The sequence below is a fragment of the Halalkalibacter oceani genome (assembly GCF_023715705.1).
Classification (GTDB): Bacteria; Bacillota; Bacilli; order Bacillales; family Bacillaceae_D; genus Halalkalibacter; species Halalkalibacter oceani_A.
Map to the genome: position 1 here is coordinate 146,151 of NZ_JAMBOS010000002.1, position 18,523 is coordinate 164,673.

The 18,523-nt window shown below is 46.7% G+C and carries 18 protein-coding genes; 17 read left to right on the plus strand and 1 reads right to left on the minus strand.

The features are described 5' to 3' along the window. The first annotated feature begins 64 nt into the window (after nt 1-64). The 13 genes from M3212_RS02575 to coaE all read left to right on the plus strand — a co-directional run bounded on the left by M3212_RS02575 (nt 65) and on the right by coaE (nt 14,714). Nucleotides 65-463 carry an FxsA family protein gene (locus M3212_RS02575; protein WP_251192382.1) on the plus strand — a complete coding sequence of 133 codons (399 nt, stop codon included), beginning with the start codon at nt 65-67 and terminating at the stop codon, nt 461-463. A 125-nt stretch (nt 464-588) separates the two neighbouring features. Beyond that, the gene (locus tag M3212_RS02580) at nt 589-1,062 is read left to right on the plus strand and encodes a DUF441 domain-containing protein (protein WP_251192383.1); all 474 of its coding nucleotides are present in this window, start codon (nt 589-591) and stop codon (nt 1,060-1,062) included. A gap of 216 nt (nt 1,063-1,278) precedes the next feature. After that, the gene (gene citZ / locus M3212_RS02585; RefSeq protein WP_251192384.1) at nt 1,279-2,394 is read left to right on the plus strand and encodes a citrate synthase; all 1,116 of its coding nucleotides are present in this window, start codon (nt 1,279-1,281) and stop codon (nt 2,392-2,394) included. A gap of 90 nt (nt 2,395-2,484) precedes the next feature. Further along, the gene (gene icd, locus M3212_RS02590; protein WP_251192385.1) at nt 2,485-3,747 is read left to right on the plus strand and encodes an NADP-dependent isocitrate dehydrogenase; all 1,263 of its coding nucleotides are present in this window, start codon (nt 2,485-2,487) and stop codon (nt 3,745-3,747) included. 53 nt (nt 3,748-3,800) lie between these two features. Further along, nucleotides 3,801-4,745: a malate dehydrogenase gene (gene mdh / locus M3212_RS02595; RefSeq protein ID WP_251192386.1), complete on the plus strand. Its 945-nt coding sequence runs from the start codon at nt 3,801-3,803 to the stop codon at nt 4,743-4,745. 281 nt (nt 4,746-5,026) lie between these two features. Then, the gene (locus M3212_RS02600; RefSeq protein ID WP_251192387.1) at nt 5,027-5,761 is read left to right on the plus strand and encodes a response regulator transcription factor; all 735 of its coding nucleotides are present in this window, start codon (nt 5,027-5,029) and stop codon (nt 5,759-5,761) included. Then, nucleotides 5,748-7,529 carry a two-component system histidine kinase PnpS gene (pnpS, locus tag M3212_RS02605; protein ID WP_251192388.1) on the plus strand — a complete coding sequence of 594 codons (1,782 nt, stop codon included), beginning with the start codon at nt 5,748-5,750 and terminating at the stop codon, nt 7,527-7,529. The genes M3212_RS02600 and pnpS overlap by 14 nt, the downstream gene beginning before the upstream one ends. 328 nt (nt 7,530-7,857) lie before the next feature. Then, nucleotides 7,858-8,811 (plus strand): FtsH protease activity modulator HflK, encoded by a 954-nt coding sequence (hflK, locus tag M3212_RS02610; RefSeq protein ID WP_251192389.1) that lies wholly within the window; start codon nt 7,858-7,860, stop codon nt 8,809-8,811. Then, complete coding sequence (hflC, locus tag M3212_RS02615) at nt 8,812-9,747, plus strand: protease modulator HflC (RefSeq protein WP_251192390.1); 936 nt, start codon at nt 8,812-8,814, stop codon at nt 9,745-9,747. Between the two features lie 185 nt (nt 9,748-9,932). Beyond that, entirely contained in the window at nt 9,933-12,563 is a 2,631-nt protein-coding gene (gene polA, locus M3212_RS02620) for a DNA polymerase I (protein ID WP_251192391.1), read from the plus strand. A gap of 12 nt (nt 12,564-12,575) precedes the next feature. Next, nucleotides 12,576-13,403 carry a DNA-formamidopyrimidine glycosylase gene (gene mutM / locus M3212_RS02625; RefSeq protein WP_251192392.1) on the plus strand — a complete coding sequence of 276 codons (828 nt, stop codon included), beginning with the start codon at nt 12,576-12,578 and terminating at the stop codon, nt 13,401-13,403. A 63-nt stretch (nt 13,404-13,466) separates the two neighbouring features. Beyond that, on the plus strand, nt 13,467-14,102 hold the full coding sequence (gene ytaF, locus M3212_RS02630) for a sporulation membrane protein YtaF (RefSeq protein WP_251192393.1): 636 nt from the start codon (nt 13,467-13,469) through the stop codon (nt 14,100-14,102). 12 nt (nt 14,103-14,114) lie between these two features. Next, nucleotides 14,115-14,714 (plus strand): dephospho-CoA kinase, encoded by a 600-nt coding sequence (gene coaE, locus M3212_RS02635; protein WP_285873972.1) that lies wholly within the window; start codon nt 14,115-14,117, stop codon nt 14,712-14,714. Nucleotides 14,715-14,843: 129 nt separating this feature from the next. On the opposite strand, the gene M3212_RS02640 is transcribed toward coaE, so the two are convergent. After that, entirely contained in the window at nt 14,844-15,257 is a 414-nt protein-coding gene (locus tag M3212_RS02640) for a VOC family protein (RefSeq protein WP_251192394.1), read from the minus strand. A gap of 260 nt (nt 15,258-15,517) precedes the next feature. Here M3212_RS02640 and M3212_RS02645 point away from each other — a divergent pair, with 260 nt between their 5' ends. The 4 genes from M3212_RS02645 to nrdR all read left to right on the plus strand — a co-directional run bounded on the left by M3212_RS02645 (nt 15,518) and on the right by nrdR (nt 18,512). Then, nucleotides 15,518-16,552, plus strand: a complete 1,035-nt coding sequence (locus tag M3212_RS02645; RefSeq protein ID WP_251192395.1) for a glyceraldehyde-3-phosphate dehydrogenase — start codon at nt 15,518-15,520, stop codon at nt 16,550-16,552. A 506-nt stretch (nt 16,553-17,058) separates the two neighbouring features. Further along, complete coding sequence (gene speD, locus M3212_RS02650; protein WP_285873973.1) at nt 17,059-17,442, plus strand: adenosylmethionine decarboxylase; 384 nt, start codon at nt 17,059-17,061, stop codon at nt 17,440-17,442. Nucleotides 17,443-17,571: 129 nt separating this feature from the next. Next, nucleotides 17,572-17,970 (plus strand): DUF1499 domain-containing protein, encoded by a 399-nt coding sequence (locus tag M3212_RS02655; protein WP_251192396.1) that lies wholly within the window; start codon nt 17,572-17,574, stop codon nt 17,968-17,970. An 83-nt stretch (nt 17,971-18,053) separates the two neighbouring features. Beyond that, nucleotides 18,054-18,512: a transcriptional regulator NrdR gene (gene nrdR / locus M3212_RS02660; RefSeq protein WP_251192397.1), complete on the plus strand. Its 459-nt coding sequence runs from the start codon at nt 18,054-18,056 to the stop codon at nt 18,510-18,512. Nucleotides 18,513-18,523 lie beyond the last annotated feature (11 nt).

Sequence of the window (18,523 nt, forward strand, 5' to 3'; positions counted from 1 at the left end):
ATGTCTGTTGAGACAAACTTTTTTCCTTAACAGGAAATGAGGTTGGCGGAAGGAGGAAGCTCAGATGTTTCGGTTCCTGTTGTTGTTTATTATTGTTGTGCCCGCGCTTGAAATCGCGGTGTTGCTCCTATCAGGACGAACGATTGGTGTCTGGCCGACGATTCTTCTGATTATCGCAACTGGAATACTAGGGGCATGGCTGGCGAAGAGGGAAGGACTACAGGCGATCAGGCTCGCTCAAATGCAGGCGCAGCAAGGGCAAGTGCCAAGCGGGGTCATGCTTGACGGGATCTGTATTCTTATCGGCGGGCTCATGTTGCTCACTCCGGGATTTATTACGGATGCGATCGGTTTCTTTTTGCTTATTCCGCAAACGAGAACGGTTGCGAAAGCACTGCTGCTGAAAATATTTCATCGTCTCATCAAAAATGGAAACTTTATTATTATGAGCAATCGAAGGTAACAGAAGCTGGGCGCTGATGGCGAATCATGTAGGATTATGGTATGATAAACAAGCATTGCTATGGATGTTGGAACGGCCTATGCGGGATGAGGCAGATTTGTTTTAGGAAGAAGGTTGATTGTTTTTTGTTCTCACAGGCGTCGATTTTTATGCTTATTTTGTTGGCGATCGCCATCATGGCGAAAAACCAGTCTTTAATTGTTGCTGTTGTTTGCCTGTTGCTTTTGAAATGGGTAGGTTTAGGAGATAAAGTCTTTCCTTTTATTCAGCAAAAGGGAATTAATATTGGCGTCACGGTCATTACGATTGCCGTTTTAACGCCGATTGTTACCGGTGAGATCGGGTTTAAGCAGCTTGGGGAAGCGGTGCGTTCCTCTTATGCCTGGATTGCGCTTGGAGCCGGAATCCTTGTTGCGTTAATCGCAGCCAGTGGAATTGATTTATTGCGGACAGATCCGCATATTACGACGGCTCTCGTTTTTGGAACGATTCTCGCTGTGACATTATTCAATGGAGTTGCGGTCGGGCCATTAATTGGTGCCGGCATTGCATATTTGGCTATGAGAGCGGTTGAATTTTTTTCAAAGCTCGGCGGCTAATGCGAAGAAAAGGGGCTTCATCCAGGTAAAGCGGGCAAAGTGATCGGATTGTCGAGAATTAGTTTAACGTAAAACGTTCACAAAAGCGTAATAAATCGGTATAATGGACTGTGTCAACATCTTCCTACATAGCAGCGCTTATGTTTACTGGTTGTAAATGTAAGCATTTACTAGTTCGGGGAAAAGGAAGAACATTAGAGAAAAGGAGAGGTTAATGTGAGTACAACTCGTGGTCTAGAGGGTATTGTAGCAACGACTTCAAGTGTTAGTTCGATAATTGATAGTGTCCTGACCTATCAAGGGTACGACATTGATGATTTAGCAGATAATGCGAGTTTTGAAGAGGTAATTTACCTCCTTTGGAATGGCGACTTACCAAAAAAGGTTGAGCTTACTCAGTTTACACAGCAGCTGGCTGACCATGCAGAAATTCCAAATGAGATCATCGAGCAGATGAAAGCACTTCCGTTAGACAAAGTCCATCCAATGGCTGCATTGCGTACGGCTGTTTCAAGTCTGGCATTATTTGATGAACAAGCTGATGTGATGGAAGAGGAAGCAAATCGCCTCAAAGCGGTTAAAATTCAAGCTCAGATCCCGACGATCGTGGCAGCTTTCTCGCGTTTACGGGACGGTCTTGAGCCGGTGTCTCCGCGTAACGACCTAAGCTTCGCCGCTAACTTCTTATATATGTTAACTGGCGAAGAGCCTGATGAAATTGCTGTGAATGCCTTGAATAAAGCACTTGTTTTACATGCGGATCATGAGTTGAATGCTTCCACATTTACAGCGCGTGTCTGCGTGGCAACCTTATCTGATGTTTATTCCGGGATGACAGCGGCGATCGGTGCTTTAAAAGGCCCGCTTCACGGGGGAGCCAATGAAGGTGTGATGAAGATGCTGACGGAGATCGACACGATTGAAAATGTTGAGCCTTATATCCGTAAAGCATTGGATAATAAAGAAAAGATTATGGGCTTTGGTCACCGCGTTTATAAAAACGGCGATCCGCGTGCGAAGCATCTGCGTGAAATGTCCAAACGTTTAACTGAAATTACCGGCGAACCAAAATGGTATGAAATGTCCGTCAAAATTGATAAGATGATCACCGAGGAAAAAGGGCTGTTGCCTAACGTGGATTTTTATTCTGCGAGCGTCTATCATTCCTTGGGGTTTGCGCATGATCTTTTCACTCCGATTTTCGCCGTGAGCCGTACATCCGGCTGGCTTGCCCACATTTTGGAGCAGTATAGCAACAACAGACTAATTCGTCCGCGCGCTGAATATGTTGGTCACGATAAGCGCTCATACGTGCCGGTCGAACAACGTTAATCGCGTACATCAGGAGGAGCAATTCTCTCCTTGTACATAGTATTTTTTCATTCCTTGCTGTTTTACAATATATGAAGGAGGTCATTCAATATGGCAGAAGTAATCAAAGTGAATAATGGTGTTCTTGATGTACCAAATAACCCGATTGTACCGTTTATCGAGGGAGATGGAATCGGTCCTGATATTTGGGCGGCAGCTTCCAGAGTCATGGATGCAGCAGTAGAGAAAGCATACAATGGCGAAAAGAAAATCGAATGGAAAGAAATTCTTGCCGGTGAAAAGGCATATAATCAAACAGGTGAATGGTTACCTGAAGAAACGCTTGAAGCGGTTCGTAAATATATGATCGCAATCAAAGGTCCGTTAACAACTCCGATCGGCGGCGGAATCCGTTCATTAAACGTTGCTCTTCGTCAAGAGCTTGACCTTTATGTATGTCTTCGCCCGGTTCGTTATTTCAAAGGTGTACCTTCACCGGTAAAGCGTCCTGAAGATACGGACATGGTCATTTTCCGTGAAAACTCTGAAGATATTTACGCTGGTATTGAGTACAAAGAAGGCTCAGATGAAGTGAAAAAGCTAATCGATTTCCTTCAAAACGAAATGGGCGTAACGAAAATCCGCTTCCCTGAAACATCTGGTATCGGAATTAAGCCAGTTTCTGAGCAAGGAACAGACCGACTGGTTCGTGCAGCAATTCAGTATGCAATTGATGAAGGCCGCAAGAGCGTGACACTTGTTCATAAAGGGAACATCATGAAGTTCACTGAAGGAGCTTTCAAAAACTGGGGATATGAAGTAGCTGAGCGCGAGTTTGGCGATAAAGTCTTCACATGGGCTCAATATGACAAGATTGCCGAAGCAGAAGGAAAAGACGCAGCAAATAAAGCACAGGCGGATGCCGAAGCAGCTGGAAAGATTATCGTTAAGGATTCAATCGCCGACATTTTCTTACAGCAGATTCTTACTCGTCCAAAAGAGTTCGACGTTGTTGCGACGATGAACTTGAATGGGGACTACATTTCTGATGCGCTTGCTGCACAAGTTGGCGGAATCGGGATTGCACCGGGCGCGAACATCAACTATGCAACAGGACACGCTATTTTTGAAGCGACTCACGGTACTGCGCCAAAGTATGCCGGACTTGATAAAGTAAATCCTTCATCTGTTCTTCTTTCAGGTGAGCTAATGCTTCGTCACCTTGGCTGGACAGAAGCGGCTGATCTGATTATGGCGTCAATGGATAAAACGATTGCCAGCAAGGTCGTCACATATGACTTCGCTCGTCTGATGGATGGCGCAACAGAAGTATCATGCTCTGGTTTTGCAGATGAATTAATTAAGAACCTTTAATCAGGAAACGGATAAGAGGTTAGATTATTAAATAAAAATTGGAGTGGATGCAGATGGCAATAAAGCGTCGCAAGATTTCAGTCATTGGCGGTGGATTTACTGGAGCTACAACAGCTCTGATGGTTGCCCAAAAAGAGCTTGGAGACGTCGTGTTATTAGATATTCCACAAATGGAAGGTCCGACAAAAGGAAAGGCATTGGATATGCTTGAATCGACTCCTGTTCAAGGAATCGATTCAGCGATTGTCGGAACTTCAAATTATGAAGATACGAAGGACTCAGATGTCGTTGTTATTACGGCGGGGATTGCTCGTAAGCCGGGAATGAGCCGCGATGATCTGGTCAATACAAATGCGGGAATTATGAAGGCCGTAACGAGAGAAGTTGTGAAGTACTCGCCGAATTGTTATATCATCGTCTTAACGAATCCGGCTGATGCGATGACATATACGGTTTACAAAGAGTCCGGCTTCCCGAAAAACCGTGTCATCGGTCAATCCGGGGTACTTGATACCGCCCGTTTCCGGACATTTGTCGCCCAGGAGCTTAACTTGTCGGTAGAAGATATTAGCGGCTTTGTCCTTGGCGGGCATGGCGATGATATGGTTCCGCTTATCCGCTATTCCTATGCCGGTGGCATTCCACTGGAGAAGCTGATTCCGCAGGACCGTCTTGATGCAATCGTCGAGCGGACACGCAAAGGCGGCGGCGAAATCGTCGGCTTGCTCGGAAACGGTAGTGCCTACTACGCGCCTGCCGCTTCCCTGACACAAATGGTTGAAGCGATCATTAAGGATAAAAAGCGTGTCATTCCGACAATTGCTTACCTTGAAGGCGAGTATGGCTACGAAGATATTTATGCCGGTGTGCCGACGATTCTCGGCGGGGATGGAATTGAAAAGGTAATTGAGCTTGAATTAACCGAGGATGAAAAAGTGGCTCTTGCCAAATCAATTCAATCGATTCGTAATGTGATGGAAGCATTACCGAAGGAGTAAACAGATAAACAGAATTTGTTTGTACTGATGGCGGGTGCAGAAGAGGCCGTGCCCCTGCCACTTGCATGAAGAGAGGTTGTCCGAAAAGCGTTCGCTTTTTAGGCCGCCTCTCTTCTTTTACATTCACCAAAAAGGTAAGGAAGCGCTTTCTTCGAAAAAAGCTGTCCTAACAAGGAAAAGCAGTCTCTTTTTTGATATACTATTAAAAAAGGAGAAGAGGGAAAAACCGTTACAATATTAGCTTGAACTTTGGGGGAAGTTTAAGTTTGGAGGATGGAATGATGTCACAGCGTTTATTGGTAGTGGATGATGAAGAATCAATCGTTACGTTATTACAATTCAATTTAGAGCAGTCAGGATATGATGTCATAACAGCGATGGATGGCGCTTCGGCATTGAAGCTCGCCAGTTCGGAGCCGTTTGATCTGATCGTTCTTGATCTTATGCTGCCTGGGCTGGACGGGATTGAAGTATGCAAGCAGCTTCGACAACAAAAGATTTTGACGCCGATTTTGATGCTGACGGCAAAGGATGATGAATTCGACAAAGTACTGGGCCTCGAGCTGGGGGCTGATGACTATATGACAAAGCCGTTCAGCCCGCGTGAGGTTGTCGCACGAGTTCGTGCTATTTTGCGCAGAGTCGAGCAGCAGTCGACTATTTCACAAAAGGAAGAAACGGAGAAAGAGGCTGTCACGGTCCTGACATGTGGCGAGGTCGAAATTTTCCCGGATAACTATGAAGTGCATTATCAAAACAAGGTATTAGAGCTGACGCCAAAGGAATTTGAGTTGCTGCTTTATCTTGCCAACCATAAGGGCAGGGTCCTGACGCGCGATCAATTGTTGAACGCTGTCTGGGATTATGAATTTGTCGGTGACACACGGATTGTCGACGTTCATATTAGCCATTTGCGTGAAAAGATTGAACCGAATACAAAAAAGCCGATTTACATTAAGACGATCCGTGGACTTGGTTATAAATTAGAGGAACCACAGCTCCATGCTAAGGCTTAGGTTCAGGCTTGTTCTTGCTGTCGTCAGTATTACACTGATCGTCATGGCGACTTTGAGCTTTATTATCGGTCAGCTCTATGAAGATTTTTATTTAAACAGCTTAACCGAACGTCTGAAAAAGGAAGCTGATTTAACAGCGTATATGCTGGCGAAGGAGGACCTTGCTTCAGACGAGGTTCAGCAGCTGGCGATTGACTTTTCGGAAGAGCTGCAGGCCAGGGTGACGATTATTTTGGCCGATGGCACAGTCGTCGGCGAATCGGAGACAGACCCAGCTTTAATGGGCAGACATGATTTAAGGCCTGAAATTCAGGCGGTGTTGGAAGGGCAGGAAGGTCAAAGCATTCGCTTTAGCGAAACGGTGAAAGAAGAGCTGCTCTACTATGCGGTTCCAATCGTCGGCGAGGCGAATGAGGAAATCGGATTTGTTCGCCTTGGCCTTCCGACAACGACACTCGCCGAGATGAATCAGACGATTTGGGGCATCCTGGCGATCAGTTTTTCCGTTGCTTTTATTATCATTGTTGCCGTCACTTACCGTGTCGCCAACCAAATGATTTCACCGATTGAAAGTGCTACCGCCGTGGCTAATGAGCTGGCTGAAGGGAACTATAAAGCGCGGACATCGGAAGGCAGAAAAGACGAGGTTGGTCAGCTGACCCGCTCCATTAATGTGCTTGCCCATAATTTGGAGCAAATGACGACCCGCTATCAAACACAGCAAGAACGGCTGGAGACATTAATTGAGAATATGGGAAGCGGACTGATTTTGATCAATGTCCGCGGAGATATCACCTTGATGAACCGGACCTGTCGTGATATTTTTCACGAGAATACTGATTTATGGATCAATCAGCTTTATCATGATGTTATTAAGCATAAAGAGCTGAACAAGATCGTGCAGGCGATCTTTATTACGGAGAAAAGGCAGAGAAAGCAAATCCATTTTGTCGTTCAACAGGAAATCAGGCATTTCGATATTTATGCCGCGCCGATTATGAGCCGAAATGATCGCCTGACAGGAATCGCTCTAGTCCTCCATGATATTACAGAGTTGAAAAAGCTTGAGCAAGTAAGAAAGGATTTCGTCGCGAATGTCTCCCATGAATTGAAAACGCCGGTTACGTCGATCAAAGGCTTTAGCGAAACATTGCTTGACGGGGCGATGGAGACTGCTCCATTGCGGGAGAAATTTTTAAATATTATTTATAAGGAAAGCGAACGTCTGCAAGGGTTAATTCATGATCTTCTTGAGCTTTCGCGGATTGAACAGCAGTACTTTGAATTGAATTGGCAGCCGACGAATGTCGAGCGTGTGATTGAGGATGTTATCGTCATTTTAAAGGAAAAAGCAGAGGAGAAGGGTATCTCTCTTTCGCTTCATGCAAACGGGGAAAGCCGAATAGAAGGTGACCCGGAGCGGATGAAGCAGATTGTCATCAACCTCGTAAACAATGCAATCACGTACACCCCGGATGGTGGGAAAATTGATCTTTTCCTTCAGGGGAAGGAGAATGAGGTTGAATTGCTTGTGCAGGATACAGGCGTCGGCATCAGTGAAAAAGAAATTCCGCGCATTTTTGAACGGTTCTACCGGGTTGACCGCGCGAGAAGCCGGAATTCCGGAGGGACCGGTTTAGGGCTGGCGATCGTTAAACATCTCGTGGAGGCCCATCACGGCAGCATCCATGTGACAAGCGAGCCTGGAGAAGGAACCTGCTTTAGCCTGACGTTTCCCCGCAAACAGGAAGAAGAACAATCGGGTTAAGTCTTTACAAACTTTTTACACGACGTTTATTCCTGCTTAATCTTTGTTTTCTAAAATAAAGACTGAACGGTTTTATCATGCTTGACAAAGAGGACTCCTTTTTGTGAAGTTGTTACATCCCCTTAGGCAGGACGGAAGCACCCCCTTTAGCTTCCGTCCTTTTTTTCGTTTATACAGACAATTTACAATTTCTTTCTACCCAATTCTTCAGTGCTTTGTACTATAATGAATAAGAATGTGAGAAAAGGGTGAGGAATCTTAAAAAAGAATGAAACCTTTATTTTTGCATATTCGTAAATAAAGGTAGAAAGAATGGAAGGATGATAAGATGACGATTAAGCAATTGTTAGTAGGGTTTGTTTCGTTAGTTGGAATTGCCATTTTAGCATTATTTTTAATTACAGGCTGGTATATTGTCGACGAGTCAGAGCAAGCGGCCCTGATTACATTTGGTAAAGTGGATGAAACGATTACAGAGCCGGGTCTGAAATTTAAAATGCCGTGGCCGATTCAAAAAGTGGAAATTTTGTCACGGGGTACATATAACCTTCAAGTAGGTTATCAGGAAAATGAAGGTGAATTGATTGAATTTACGGATGAGGCCAAAATGATTACCGGTGATGAAAATATATTATTTGCCGATTTGGCCGTCCAGTGGCGGATTACTGATCCGGAACAGTATCTTTACAGCACGGAGAATCCACAGGAAGTGCTCTACAATGCGACTTCTGCTTCGTTGCGTGGGGTTATCGGCAGCTCAAATATTGATGATGCGCTGACCGACCAGCGTCCTGAGATTGAAGCGAAGGTGTTTGAAAATCTTGTTGAACTGCTGGAAGTCTACCAAATCGGTGTGAGCATCCAGGATGTGAAGCTTCAGGACGTTGAGCTTCCGACTGAGGAAGTGCGCCGGGCCTTTACCGAAGTGACTGATGCGCGTGAGGAGCGTTTAACAAAGATAAATGAAGCGACGAAGTACCGCAATCAAGAAATTAATGTCGCTGAAGGAGAAAAGGACGCAATTATGTCCAGAGCGGAAGGAACACGGACTGAGCGCATTGAACGGGCGCGCGGGGATGTTGCCCGGTTTGAGGCGCTTTATGATGAGTATTTAGTGAACCCTGAAGTCACGCGCCAGCGGCTTGTGCTGGAGACTTTGGAGAGCGTATTACCGTCGACAGAAATATATATTATGGACAGCAATGGAGATACAGTAAGTTATTTACCGATTCGACCGCTTGAGCGGCGCACGGAAGCTGCTGCAGAAGGAGGAACGAACTAAATGAGTGATGAAAACATTGTTGATTTAAATGAACGCCGTCCGAATGGGGAGTGGCGTAAGTATATTAAGCTTGGGGCTATTGCCGTTGTATTAGTGGCCATTTTGGCGATCATTATCAGCAACCTCTTCATTGTCGAAGAAGGCGAATACAAAGTAGTCAGACAGTTTGGGGAAGTTGTGCGGATCGAAGACGAGCCGGGATTGAACTATAAGCTGCCATTTATCCAATCGGTGACGACATTGCCTAAATATCAGATGGTTTATGATATCCCTCCCGCCGAAATTAATACGCGCGATAAAAAGCGGATGCTTGCCGATCATTACGCGCTCTGGAAGATTGACAATCCGCAAATGATGATCGCCAATGCCCGAACTTTGGAGCAGGCAGAAGCGATCATGGGTGAATTGATTTTCTCGGCGATCCGGGCAGAGCTCGGTCAGCTTGACTTTGATGAAATTATTAATGAAGAGATGACGCCGACAAGAGGCAATTTTAATGAATTGGTGCTTAATCGGGTGAACGAAGCACTTGAACGAAACAATTATGGGATTCTGTTAACAGATGTTCGGATGAAGCGAACCGATTTACCTGCCGAGAATGAAGAGGCGGTTTATCGTCGAATGATATCGGAGCGTCACTCGACAGCTCAGGAGTATTTGGCTCAAGGGGAAGCAGAAGCGAACCGGATTCAAGCAAATACCGACCGTGAAGTGAAGGAAATGATTGCGACGGCAACAGCAGACGCCAATGAAATCATCGGGGAAGGGGAAGCGGAAGCCGCCCGGATTTACAATGATGCTTTCGGCCGCGACCCGGAGTTTTATCAGCTGTACCGTACTCTCCAATCCTATGAAACAACAATCGGCGACGACACTGTCATAGTTCTCCCAGCCGACTCACCATACGCCCGCATCCTGATGGGGTATATTGATTAAGAGTTTTAGCCAAATGGTTGGTTTTTGACCGTTTGGCTAAAACTCGGCGAGTGACATCAGCCTTCAAGTTCCAGGGGCGTGTTAAAAGGAATGTAACTCCTTTTAACACGCCCTCTTTTTCTCATTTTTACACGCCTATGCTACAATAGAAACAGCGAAACTTGAAACAGAGAGGGGCCTTTTGATTGAAGAAGCTCATATTAATAGATGGAAACAGTATTGCGTATCGCGCTTTTTTTGCCTTGCCTTTGTTAAATAATGACAAAGGTGTTTATACGAATGCTGTTTACGGTTTTACGACGATGTTACTGAAAATTATTGAAGAAGAGAAGCCGACGCATATGCTCGTCGCCTTTGACGCGGGCAAAACGACATTCCGGCATCAAACCTACAGTGAATATAAGGGGGGCCGGCAGAAGACGCCGCCTGAGCTGTCCGAACAATTTCCTTTAGTGCGAGAACTGCTTGATGCTTTTAACATCGCCCGCTATGAAGCTGAGAATTATGAAGCGGACGACATTATTGGCACGCTGGCAAAGCAGGCGGCGGACAAAGACTGGGAAGTAAAAATTTTTTCCGGCGATAAAGATCTGCTGCAGCTCGTTTCGGAACGGATTACGGTTGCCTTGACGAAAAAAGGGATTACACAAGTCGATTATTATGATGAAGCATTGCTTGCCGAAAAATACGGCATTACAGCGGAGCAGATTATCGATATGAAAGGCCTGATGGGAGATAGCTCCGACAATATTCCCGGAGTACCAGGAATTGGCGAAAAGACGGCGCTGAAGCTGTTAAAGGAATTCGGTACAGTGGAAAAGGTGCTTTCCTCGATTGAGCAACTTTCAGGCAAGAAAATGAAGGAGCGGCTTGAAGAGCATAAAGAGCAGGCTTTGATGAGTAAAGAGCTGGCGACGATATACACGGAGGTGCCTTACGAGAAGGAGCTGGAAGAGCTGCAATTCGGCGATTATGATTCAAAGCAGGTTGTCGCACTGCTGAAGGAGCTGGATTTTTCATCATTGCTGGCAAAATTTGATCATGACGGGACAGCGGAAGAGGAAAAAGAGCTTGCTGATCTCGATTATGAGACCGTCAGTCAAATTGAAGAAAGACATTTGACGAGCCCGGCGGCTTTAATTGTCGAAGTGCTTAAAGAAAATTATCATCAGGCCGAGATTGAAGGGATCGCCATCTCAAATGAAGAAGGCCATTTTTTCGTGCCGACAGAGGTTGCCTTACAGTCGGAGCTGTTCCGCGCATGGGCGAAGGACGCTACAGCGAAAAAATGGGTCTTTGACGCAAAGCGGACTGTGGTTGTACTCGGTTGGCGTGATTTGCTGTTGGATGGGATTGATTTTGACGTGCAAATGGCTTCTTATTTGCTTGATCCATCGCTCTCCTCACATGAAATAACCGATGTCGCAAAGCGCAAGGGAATTGAGGATGTGCAGGAGGACGAAGTCGTGTATGGGAAGGGAGCGAAGCTGAAGGTGCCGGAGCAGGACAAGCTTGGTCTGCACCTCGCCCGCAAAGCGCACGCGCTTTATCAGCTCAAGCCATTGCTGGAAGAAGAGCTGCAAAAGAACGAGCAGGAAAAGCTCTACCGCGAGCTCGAAATGCCGCTTTCTGTTATTCTCGGCCATATGGAAACGACCGGTGTGAAGGTTGATACGGAGCAGTTAAAGGCGATGGGCGAAGATTTGGAGCGCCGGCTTCGGGAGCTTGAGGAGACGATTCATCAGCTGGCTGGGGTGGCTTTCAATATTAATTCACCGAAGCAGCTTGGGGAAATTTTGTTCGAAAAGCTCGGTCTGCCGCCGATCAAGAAAACAAAGACCGGCTATTCGACCTCGGCCGATGTGCTGGAAAAGCTCGCGCCCCAGCATGAGATTGTTGAGCATATATTGCATTACAGACAGCTCGGCAAATTAAGCTCGACGTATATTGAGGGGCTGCTTAAAGTGACGCGGAAGGAAACCGGGAAAGTCCATACCCGCTTTAACCAGGCATTGACGCAGACCGGCCGATTAAGCTCAACCGACCCGAACTTGCAAAACATCCCGATCCGTTTGGAAGAAGGCCGGAAAATCCGCAAAGCCTTCGTGCCGTCTGAAGCGGGCTGGAAAGTTGTTGCGGCCGATTATTCGCAAATTGAACTGCGCGTCTTAGCGCATATTTCCAAGGATGATCGGTTGATCGAAGCGTTCCGGAAGGACATGGATATTCATACAAAAACAGCGATGGATGTCTTTCATGTCGAAAAAGAGGAAGTGACGGCCAATATGCGACGGAGCGCGAAAGCCGTGAATTTCGGCATCGTATATGGAATCAGTGATTACGGATTGTCGCAAAGCCTCGGCATTACGAGAAAAGAAGCGGCCTCCTTTATTGAGCGCTATTTTGCAAGCTACCCGAAGGTAAAAGAATATATGGACACTATCATCGAAGAAGGAAGGGAGAAAGGCTATGTGTCGACCCTCCTGCAGCGGCGCCGCTATTTGCCGGATTTGACAAGCCGTAATTTCAATAAACGCAGCTTTGCCGAACGGACGGCGATGAATACGCCGATTCAGGGAACGGCTGCCGATATTATTAAAAAGGCGATGATTGATATGGCCGCTGCGCTAGATGATAAGAAGCTGAAGACGCGCATGCTGCTGCAAGTGCATGATGAATTGATTTTTGAAGTGCCGGAAGCGGAGCTAGACGAGGTGATGAAGCTCGTTCCGGATGTGATGGAACAGGCGATGGAGCTTGCGGTTCCGCTGAAAGCCGATGTGTCATTCGGCGATACATGGTATGACGCGAAGTAAGGAGAGAGAAGGATGCCGGAACTACCAGAGGTTGAAACAGTCAGAAGAACATTGGAAACACTCGTTGTAAACAAAACGATTGACGCCGTCGAGGTGAGATGGGCGAATATTATTAAGCAGCCACGCGAGGTTGAGCAGTTTCAGGATGCCTTAGTGGGCCAGACGATTCGTGCGATGAAGCGAAGAGGGAAGTTTTTGCTGTTTGTGCTTGATGAGCTGACACTCGTCTCCCATCTGCGGATGGAAGGGCGCTACGGGCTTTATCAGGAGACTGATGAGGTGCTGCCGCACACACATGTCCTGTTTACATTTACCGATGGGACGGAGCTTCGTTATCAGGATGTGCGGAAGTTTGGAACGATGCACATTTTTAAAAAGGGTGAGGAGGAGGGCGCGCTGCCTCTTTCGCAGCTCGGAATTGAGCCGTTGTCGGATCGGTTTACAGCGGCGCTTTTATATGAAGCAACCCGACATAAAAACAGGTCAATAAAGGTGTTCTTGCTTGATCAAAAAACAGTGGTCGGACTCGGAAATATTTACGTCGATGAAGCGTTGTTTCGCGCCGGACTTCATCCTGAAAGAACGGCGGCTTCTTTAACGGAAGAAGAGGTTGTCCGGCTCCACAAGGACATTATAGAGACGTTGCGCGACGCCGTTGAGCAGGGAGGAAGCTCAATCAAATCCTATGTCAACGGCCAGGGAGAGATGGGCATGTTTCAGCAGCGGCTGCAAGTATATGGAAGAAAAGATGAAGCTTGCGTCCGCTGTGGGACGCTCATTAGCAAAACGGTTGTTGGCGGACGAGGAACGCATTTCTGCTCAAGCTGTCAAAAAAAGTAACGTACATCGAATAGGCCCCTGCCATATACTATCATAGTGTTGAAAAGGAAGGGGCTTATCACGATGGTTGAAATAGTTTCCTTATTGACTCTTGCCCTTGCCGTTAGTCTTGACAGCTTCGGTGTCGGATTAACCTACGGGTTGCGTAAAATGAAGCTTCCTTGGCGATCCTTGCTGTTTATTGCGGCTTGTTCGGCTGTTTCGATTTTGGTTGCGATGTTTTTCGGTACGATTATGGAGGCCTACCTCTCGCCGGAGGTGGCAGGGTCTATCGGAGGAATTATTTTAATAACAATAGGAGCTTGGGCCCTTTATCAGGTGTATAGGCCAGCAAAAAACACTGAGAAAACAAAAGAAGATGAAGTCATTCTCAGCTTTGAAATTAAAGTACTTGGCGTCGTGATTCGCATATTACGAAAACCGATGATTGCCGATTTTGACAATTCCGGGACGATTAATGGACCTGAAGCATTACTGCTGGGAATTGCGTTATCTCTCGATGCCTTTGGAGCAGGGCTTGGAGCAGCCCTGATCGGCTTTTCTCCTGTCTGGATGGCGATCAGCGTCGCCGGAATGAGCGCGTTGTTTATTACGCTCGGAATGAGAAGCGGCTACCGCTTTTCTGATTCGCGATGGCTGAAGAAATTTTCATTTTTGCCTGGCCTATTGTTAATTACATTAGGGGTATGCAGCTTGTAAGGAGGATGTCTCTTGTTTATCGGCTTAACAGGTGGAATTGCCAGCGGGAAATCAACGGTCAGCGCAATGCTACGTTCGTATTCGATTCCGGTCATTGATGCCGACCAGGCGGCGCGCGATGTTGTCGAGCCCGGCACTGACACACTGGCGCGGATTGTCGATCATTTCGGTCCAGGTGTGTTGAATGAGGATGGGACACTGGCGCGAAAAACGCTCGGAGCGATTATTTTTCAGGATGAGGCTGAACGGAAAGCGCTCAACGCGATCATTCATCCAGCTGTCAGACAGAGAATGGCGGAGTGGAAGGACGATTATCTCGCACAGGGAGAGACGACGATTGTCTATGATATTCCACTTCTGTTTGAAAGTGAGCTGTTTTATTTAGTGGATAAAGTGTTGCTCGTTTATGTTGATCAACAGACGCAGCTTTCCCGGCTGATGGCGCGTGATCAGGCAGGGGAAGCGGACGCACGCAAACGCATCGCGTCGCAAATGTCGTTGGAGGAAAAGCGCAAGCGGGCCGATGCGGTGATTGACAATTCAGGCACAAAAGGGGAGACCGAGGCGCAGCTGAAAGAAATTTTGCAGCAATGGGGAGTCAGCATGCGCTGACAGCTTCGCTCACGGAACGGGAGACAGCAAAAGGCGATCCACCTTTTGTTTGTCTCTTTTTTTAAAAGGTAAGAAAGGATAAAATTTCCGGGTTGATATTAGGAAGGGCGGCGACTCCGCACGCCGCTTTTAAAAAAAGCCGCTCTGCGTTTTTTTATCCGCTTGAAACAAATCAAACTGATTGCCGTACAAGTCCTCAAAGCCGACTCCCTTTCCCCCGGGAACGGCAGTGGGCTCTCCGTGAAAGCTGACACCACGTTCTTTCATTTCCCTGTACGCTCTTTCGATATCGTCTGTTTCAAACATAATCAGAACCTGATCTGCGCTCTGTTTGCCGATCAAAGCTGTTTGCTCCGGTGTGGTCGCTTTTACGAGTTCGAATAAGGTTTCATTATCCCTTCTTGGAGCAACCGCCAAATAGCGAGCACCTGAACCAAATTCCATATCCATACAAACAGCAAAACCAAGTTGTTCTGTGTAAAATTGTTTGGCCGCCTCCTGATCCTTCACAAGGATTGTTAGTTGAGCAGCTTTACTAATCATAGCCTTAGCCCTTTCTTTCCTTCGTAACATCGCGATTTAATTATACATCCTTATGAAGAGATCGGATTCTTATCGATTGCGACGTTCTACATTCCCTTCCCTTTTTTCCCTTAAGGTAGTTTATCCGTGGCATTCGTCCAAAAATGCAACAAATTTCACTTTTGGGCAGAAAATAATCGTACTTAATCATATAATGTGATATACTATTTTTGAAAATAGAGGATATAAAGTATAGCTTATTTCTGAGAGGAGTCGTTCTAATGAAGGCAAAAGCAGCCATAAATGGATTTGGGCGGATTGGGCGAATGGTATTTCGAAAGGCAATGCAGGAGAAAAAAGTTGATATCGTAGCGATTAATGCGAGCTACCCTGCAGAAACGCTGGCTCATCTCATTAAGTATGACAGCATACATGGAACCTTTCCTTTAAAGGTTGAGGCTAAAGAGCAATCGCTTATTATAGATGGAAAAGAAGTGAAACTGCTTCAATCAAGAGACCCGCGTGAGCTGCCGTGGAAGGAGCTTGGCGTCGATATTGTCATTGAAGCAACGGGGAAATTCAAAACGCGGGAAACAGCGGGCTATCATCTTGAGGCCGGCGCAAAAAAGGTGATCATCACTGCTCCGGCGAAGGAAGAAGACCAGACAATCGTGATCGGCGTTAACGAGCAGTCTTATGATAGCGACAAGCACCACATTCTTTCGAATGCCTCCTGTACAACGAATTGTCTGGCTCCTGTCGCCAAGGTGCTTGATGAGGCGTTTTCGATCGAAAGCGGACTGATGACTACGGTTCATTCATACACAAATGATCAAAAGAACATTGACAATCCGCATAAGGATTTAAGACGTGCCCGGGCCTGCGGACAGTCGATTATTCCGACGTCGACGGGAGCGGCCAAGGCGATTTCGAAGGTGCTGCCACAGCTCGAAGGAAAGCTGAATGGGATGGCGCTTCGCGTTCCGACACCAAATGTTTCACTTGTCGACCTCGTCGTGACCGTCGGGCAGGATGTAACCGTTGAGGAAGTCAACACGGCATTGCAGCAGGCGGCGGCCGGTTCTCTGAACGGAATTCTTGGATTTACAGATGAACCGCTTGTTTCGATTGACTTTAACGGGGAAGAACAGTCATCGGTTATTGATGGCTTGTCGACTATGGTCATGAATAAGCGGCAAGTGAAAGTGCTGGCCTGGTATGACAATGAATGGGGTTATTCCTGCCGCGTTGTCGATCTGCTTCATCTCGTCGCCGGGAAGCTGTTAGTAAAGGAAGAGGTTCATTCTGCTTCATAAAAGCGGCTACAAGCGATGTTCAGAGACGGACGTAGGCGGTTGTTCACTACGGAAGAGCAATGCATAGTGTTCAGCGCCTGGAGACATCCTAATTTTAGGGCTGGGACAGAAGCTGAGTTCAGATGAAACAGGTGACAGCGGCTCCGTTGTGCGGAAAGTCGTTCCATCGGTACGGATTTGAGACATCAGTATGGTATTCGCTTACTGCTTTAGCCCGGGGCAAAAGGGAAAATCAACCTTTTGCCCCGGGCTCCTTCCTTTTTGCTGTTGGAATGGGAGGAGGATCCTTGCTTGGCAAAAGTCTTCAAAAAAATTTAATTCTAACTGTTGCAATCAAATTACAAACGAAGTATACTGATTTTCGTGAACTTCAATTACAGTTAATTAGGGATGATTCATTTGCAGAAAGGGTTAGGACCTCTCTGGACTAACTTTCCCCCGTGTAAATAGACGTTCCTACATGTTTGAGAAGGCATGACATTTCTTTGTAAAGGGGGATTCAACTTATGGACACTATGGGTCGTCACGTCATTGCTGAGCTTTGGGGTTGTAACGTGGAGAAGTTGAATAATATGGGTTATATTGAACAGGTTTTTGTGGATGCTGCATTAAAGTCAGGAGCGGAAGTCCGGGAGGTTGCTTTCCATAAGTTTGCACCACATGGTGTGAGCGGGGTAGTGATTATCTCTGAATCTCACTTGACAATTCACAGCTTTCCAGAACATGGCTATGCGAGCATTGATGTTTATACGTGTGGGGATCGCATCGATCCTAACGTGGCATCTAACTATATTGCAGAGGCCCTTGGAGCTACCACAACAGAAGTGATTGAGGTACCTAGAGGAATGGGCCCGGTCAAAATTGAAAAATCAAAAGTACAAGCACTATAAGAAGAGGGGTGTCCTAGAAGCGGTAGCTTTTGGGGCGCCCCTTTAAGCAATTCCGTCGTCTTTTCACGCGCTGCCAGGCTTGGTATGGTATGATAAGGATATCAAGCCAACAAGGACGGGGGAGGAAAAATGGCACTGAAGGACACATTCGGGCAGCTCTTTAGCAAACGGACGGAGACGGGCGAACAGCACGCGCTGAACGAGCTGAAGACCCGTTATTATAAAACGACGAAGGACAAGGCTCTCGAGGCAGCTGGGAAGGTCATAGAGAATCAGCAGTGGACGGTGAAAAGAGTCGAGGCGGAGCGCGGTGAAATTGTTGCGACAAGCGTAAACGGGAAAAATCTTTTTATCGTAACGGTCATTACCGTTAAACCATTCCGGACAGCGGTCGATGTGTCCTGTTCGATTGACACGGTGCTGCCATCCGATTTTGGACAAAGCCGGAAAGCGATTTTGGCTTTTTACAAAGCGTTAGACCAAAATTTGCCGTACATAGGATCGGGTTTAGGGGACGAATTATCATAACGATGCTTGTCAGCGATTCCTTTTTTCTATATGATGAAAGATAATAATGTTAAAGTACGACTGGGGAAAGTGGAGATGATTCAATGCGTTGTCCTGCCTGCCACCATAATGGAACTCGGGTTCTTGATTCAAGACCAAGTCATGAAGGGCGCTCGATTCGCCGCCGCCGGGAATGCGAAGCCTGTAACCACCGCTTTACGACTTTTGAGATGGTCGAAGAGGTTCCTCTTATCGTTGTCAAAAAAGACGGAACGCGCCAGGAGTTCAGCCGGGATAAAATCATTCGCGGTCTGATTCGAGCCTGTGAAAAGAGACCGGTCTCGCTCGAAACACTTGAACAGATTGTAGGCAGTGTTGAACGGGAGCTGCGAGGCAGAGGAAAAAACGAAGTACACAGTCATGATGTCGGAGAGCTGGTGATGGAGCGTCTTGCCGATGTCGACGATGTCGCCTATGTACGTTTTGCGTCGGTGTACCGTCAATTTAAAGATATTAATGTGTTTATTAAAGAGCTGACCGATTTGATGAATAAGAACGAGTAACGATGGAGCTT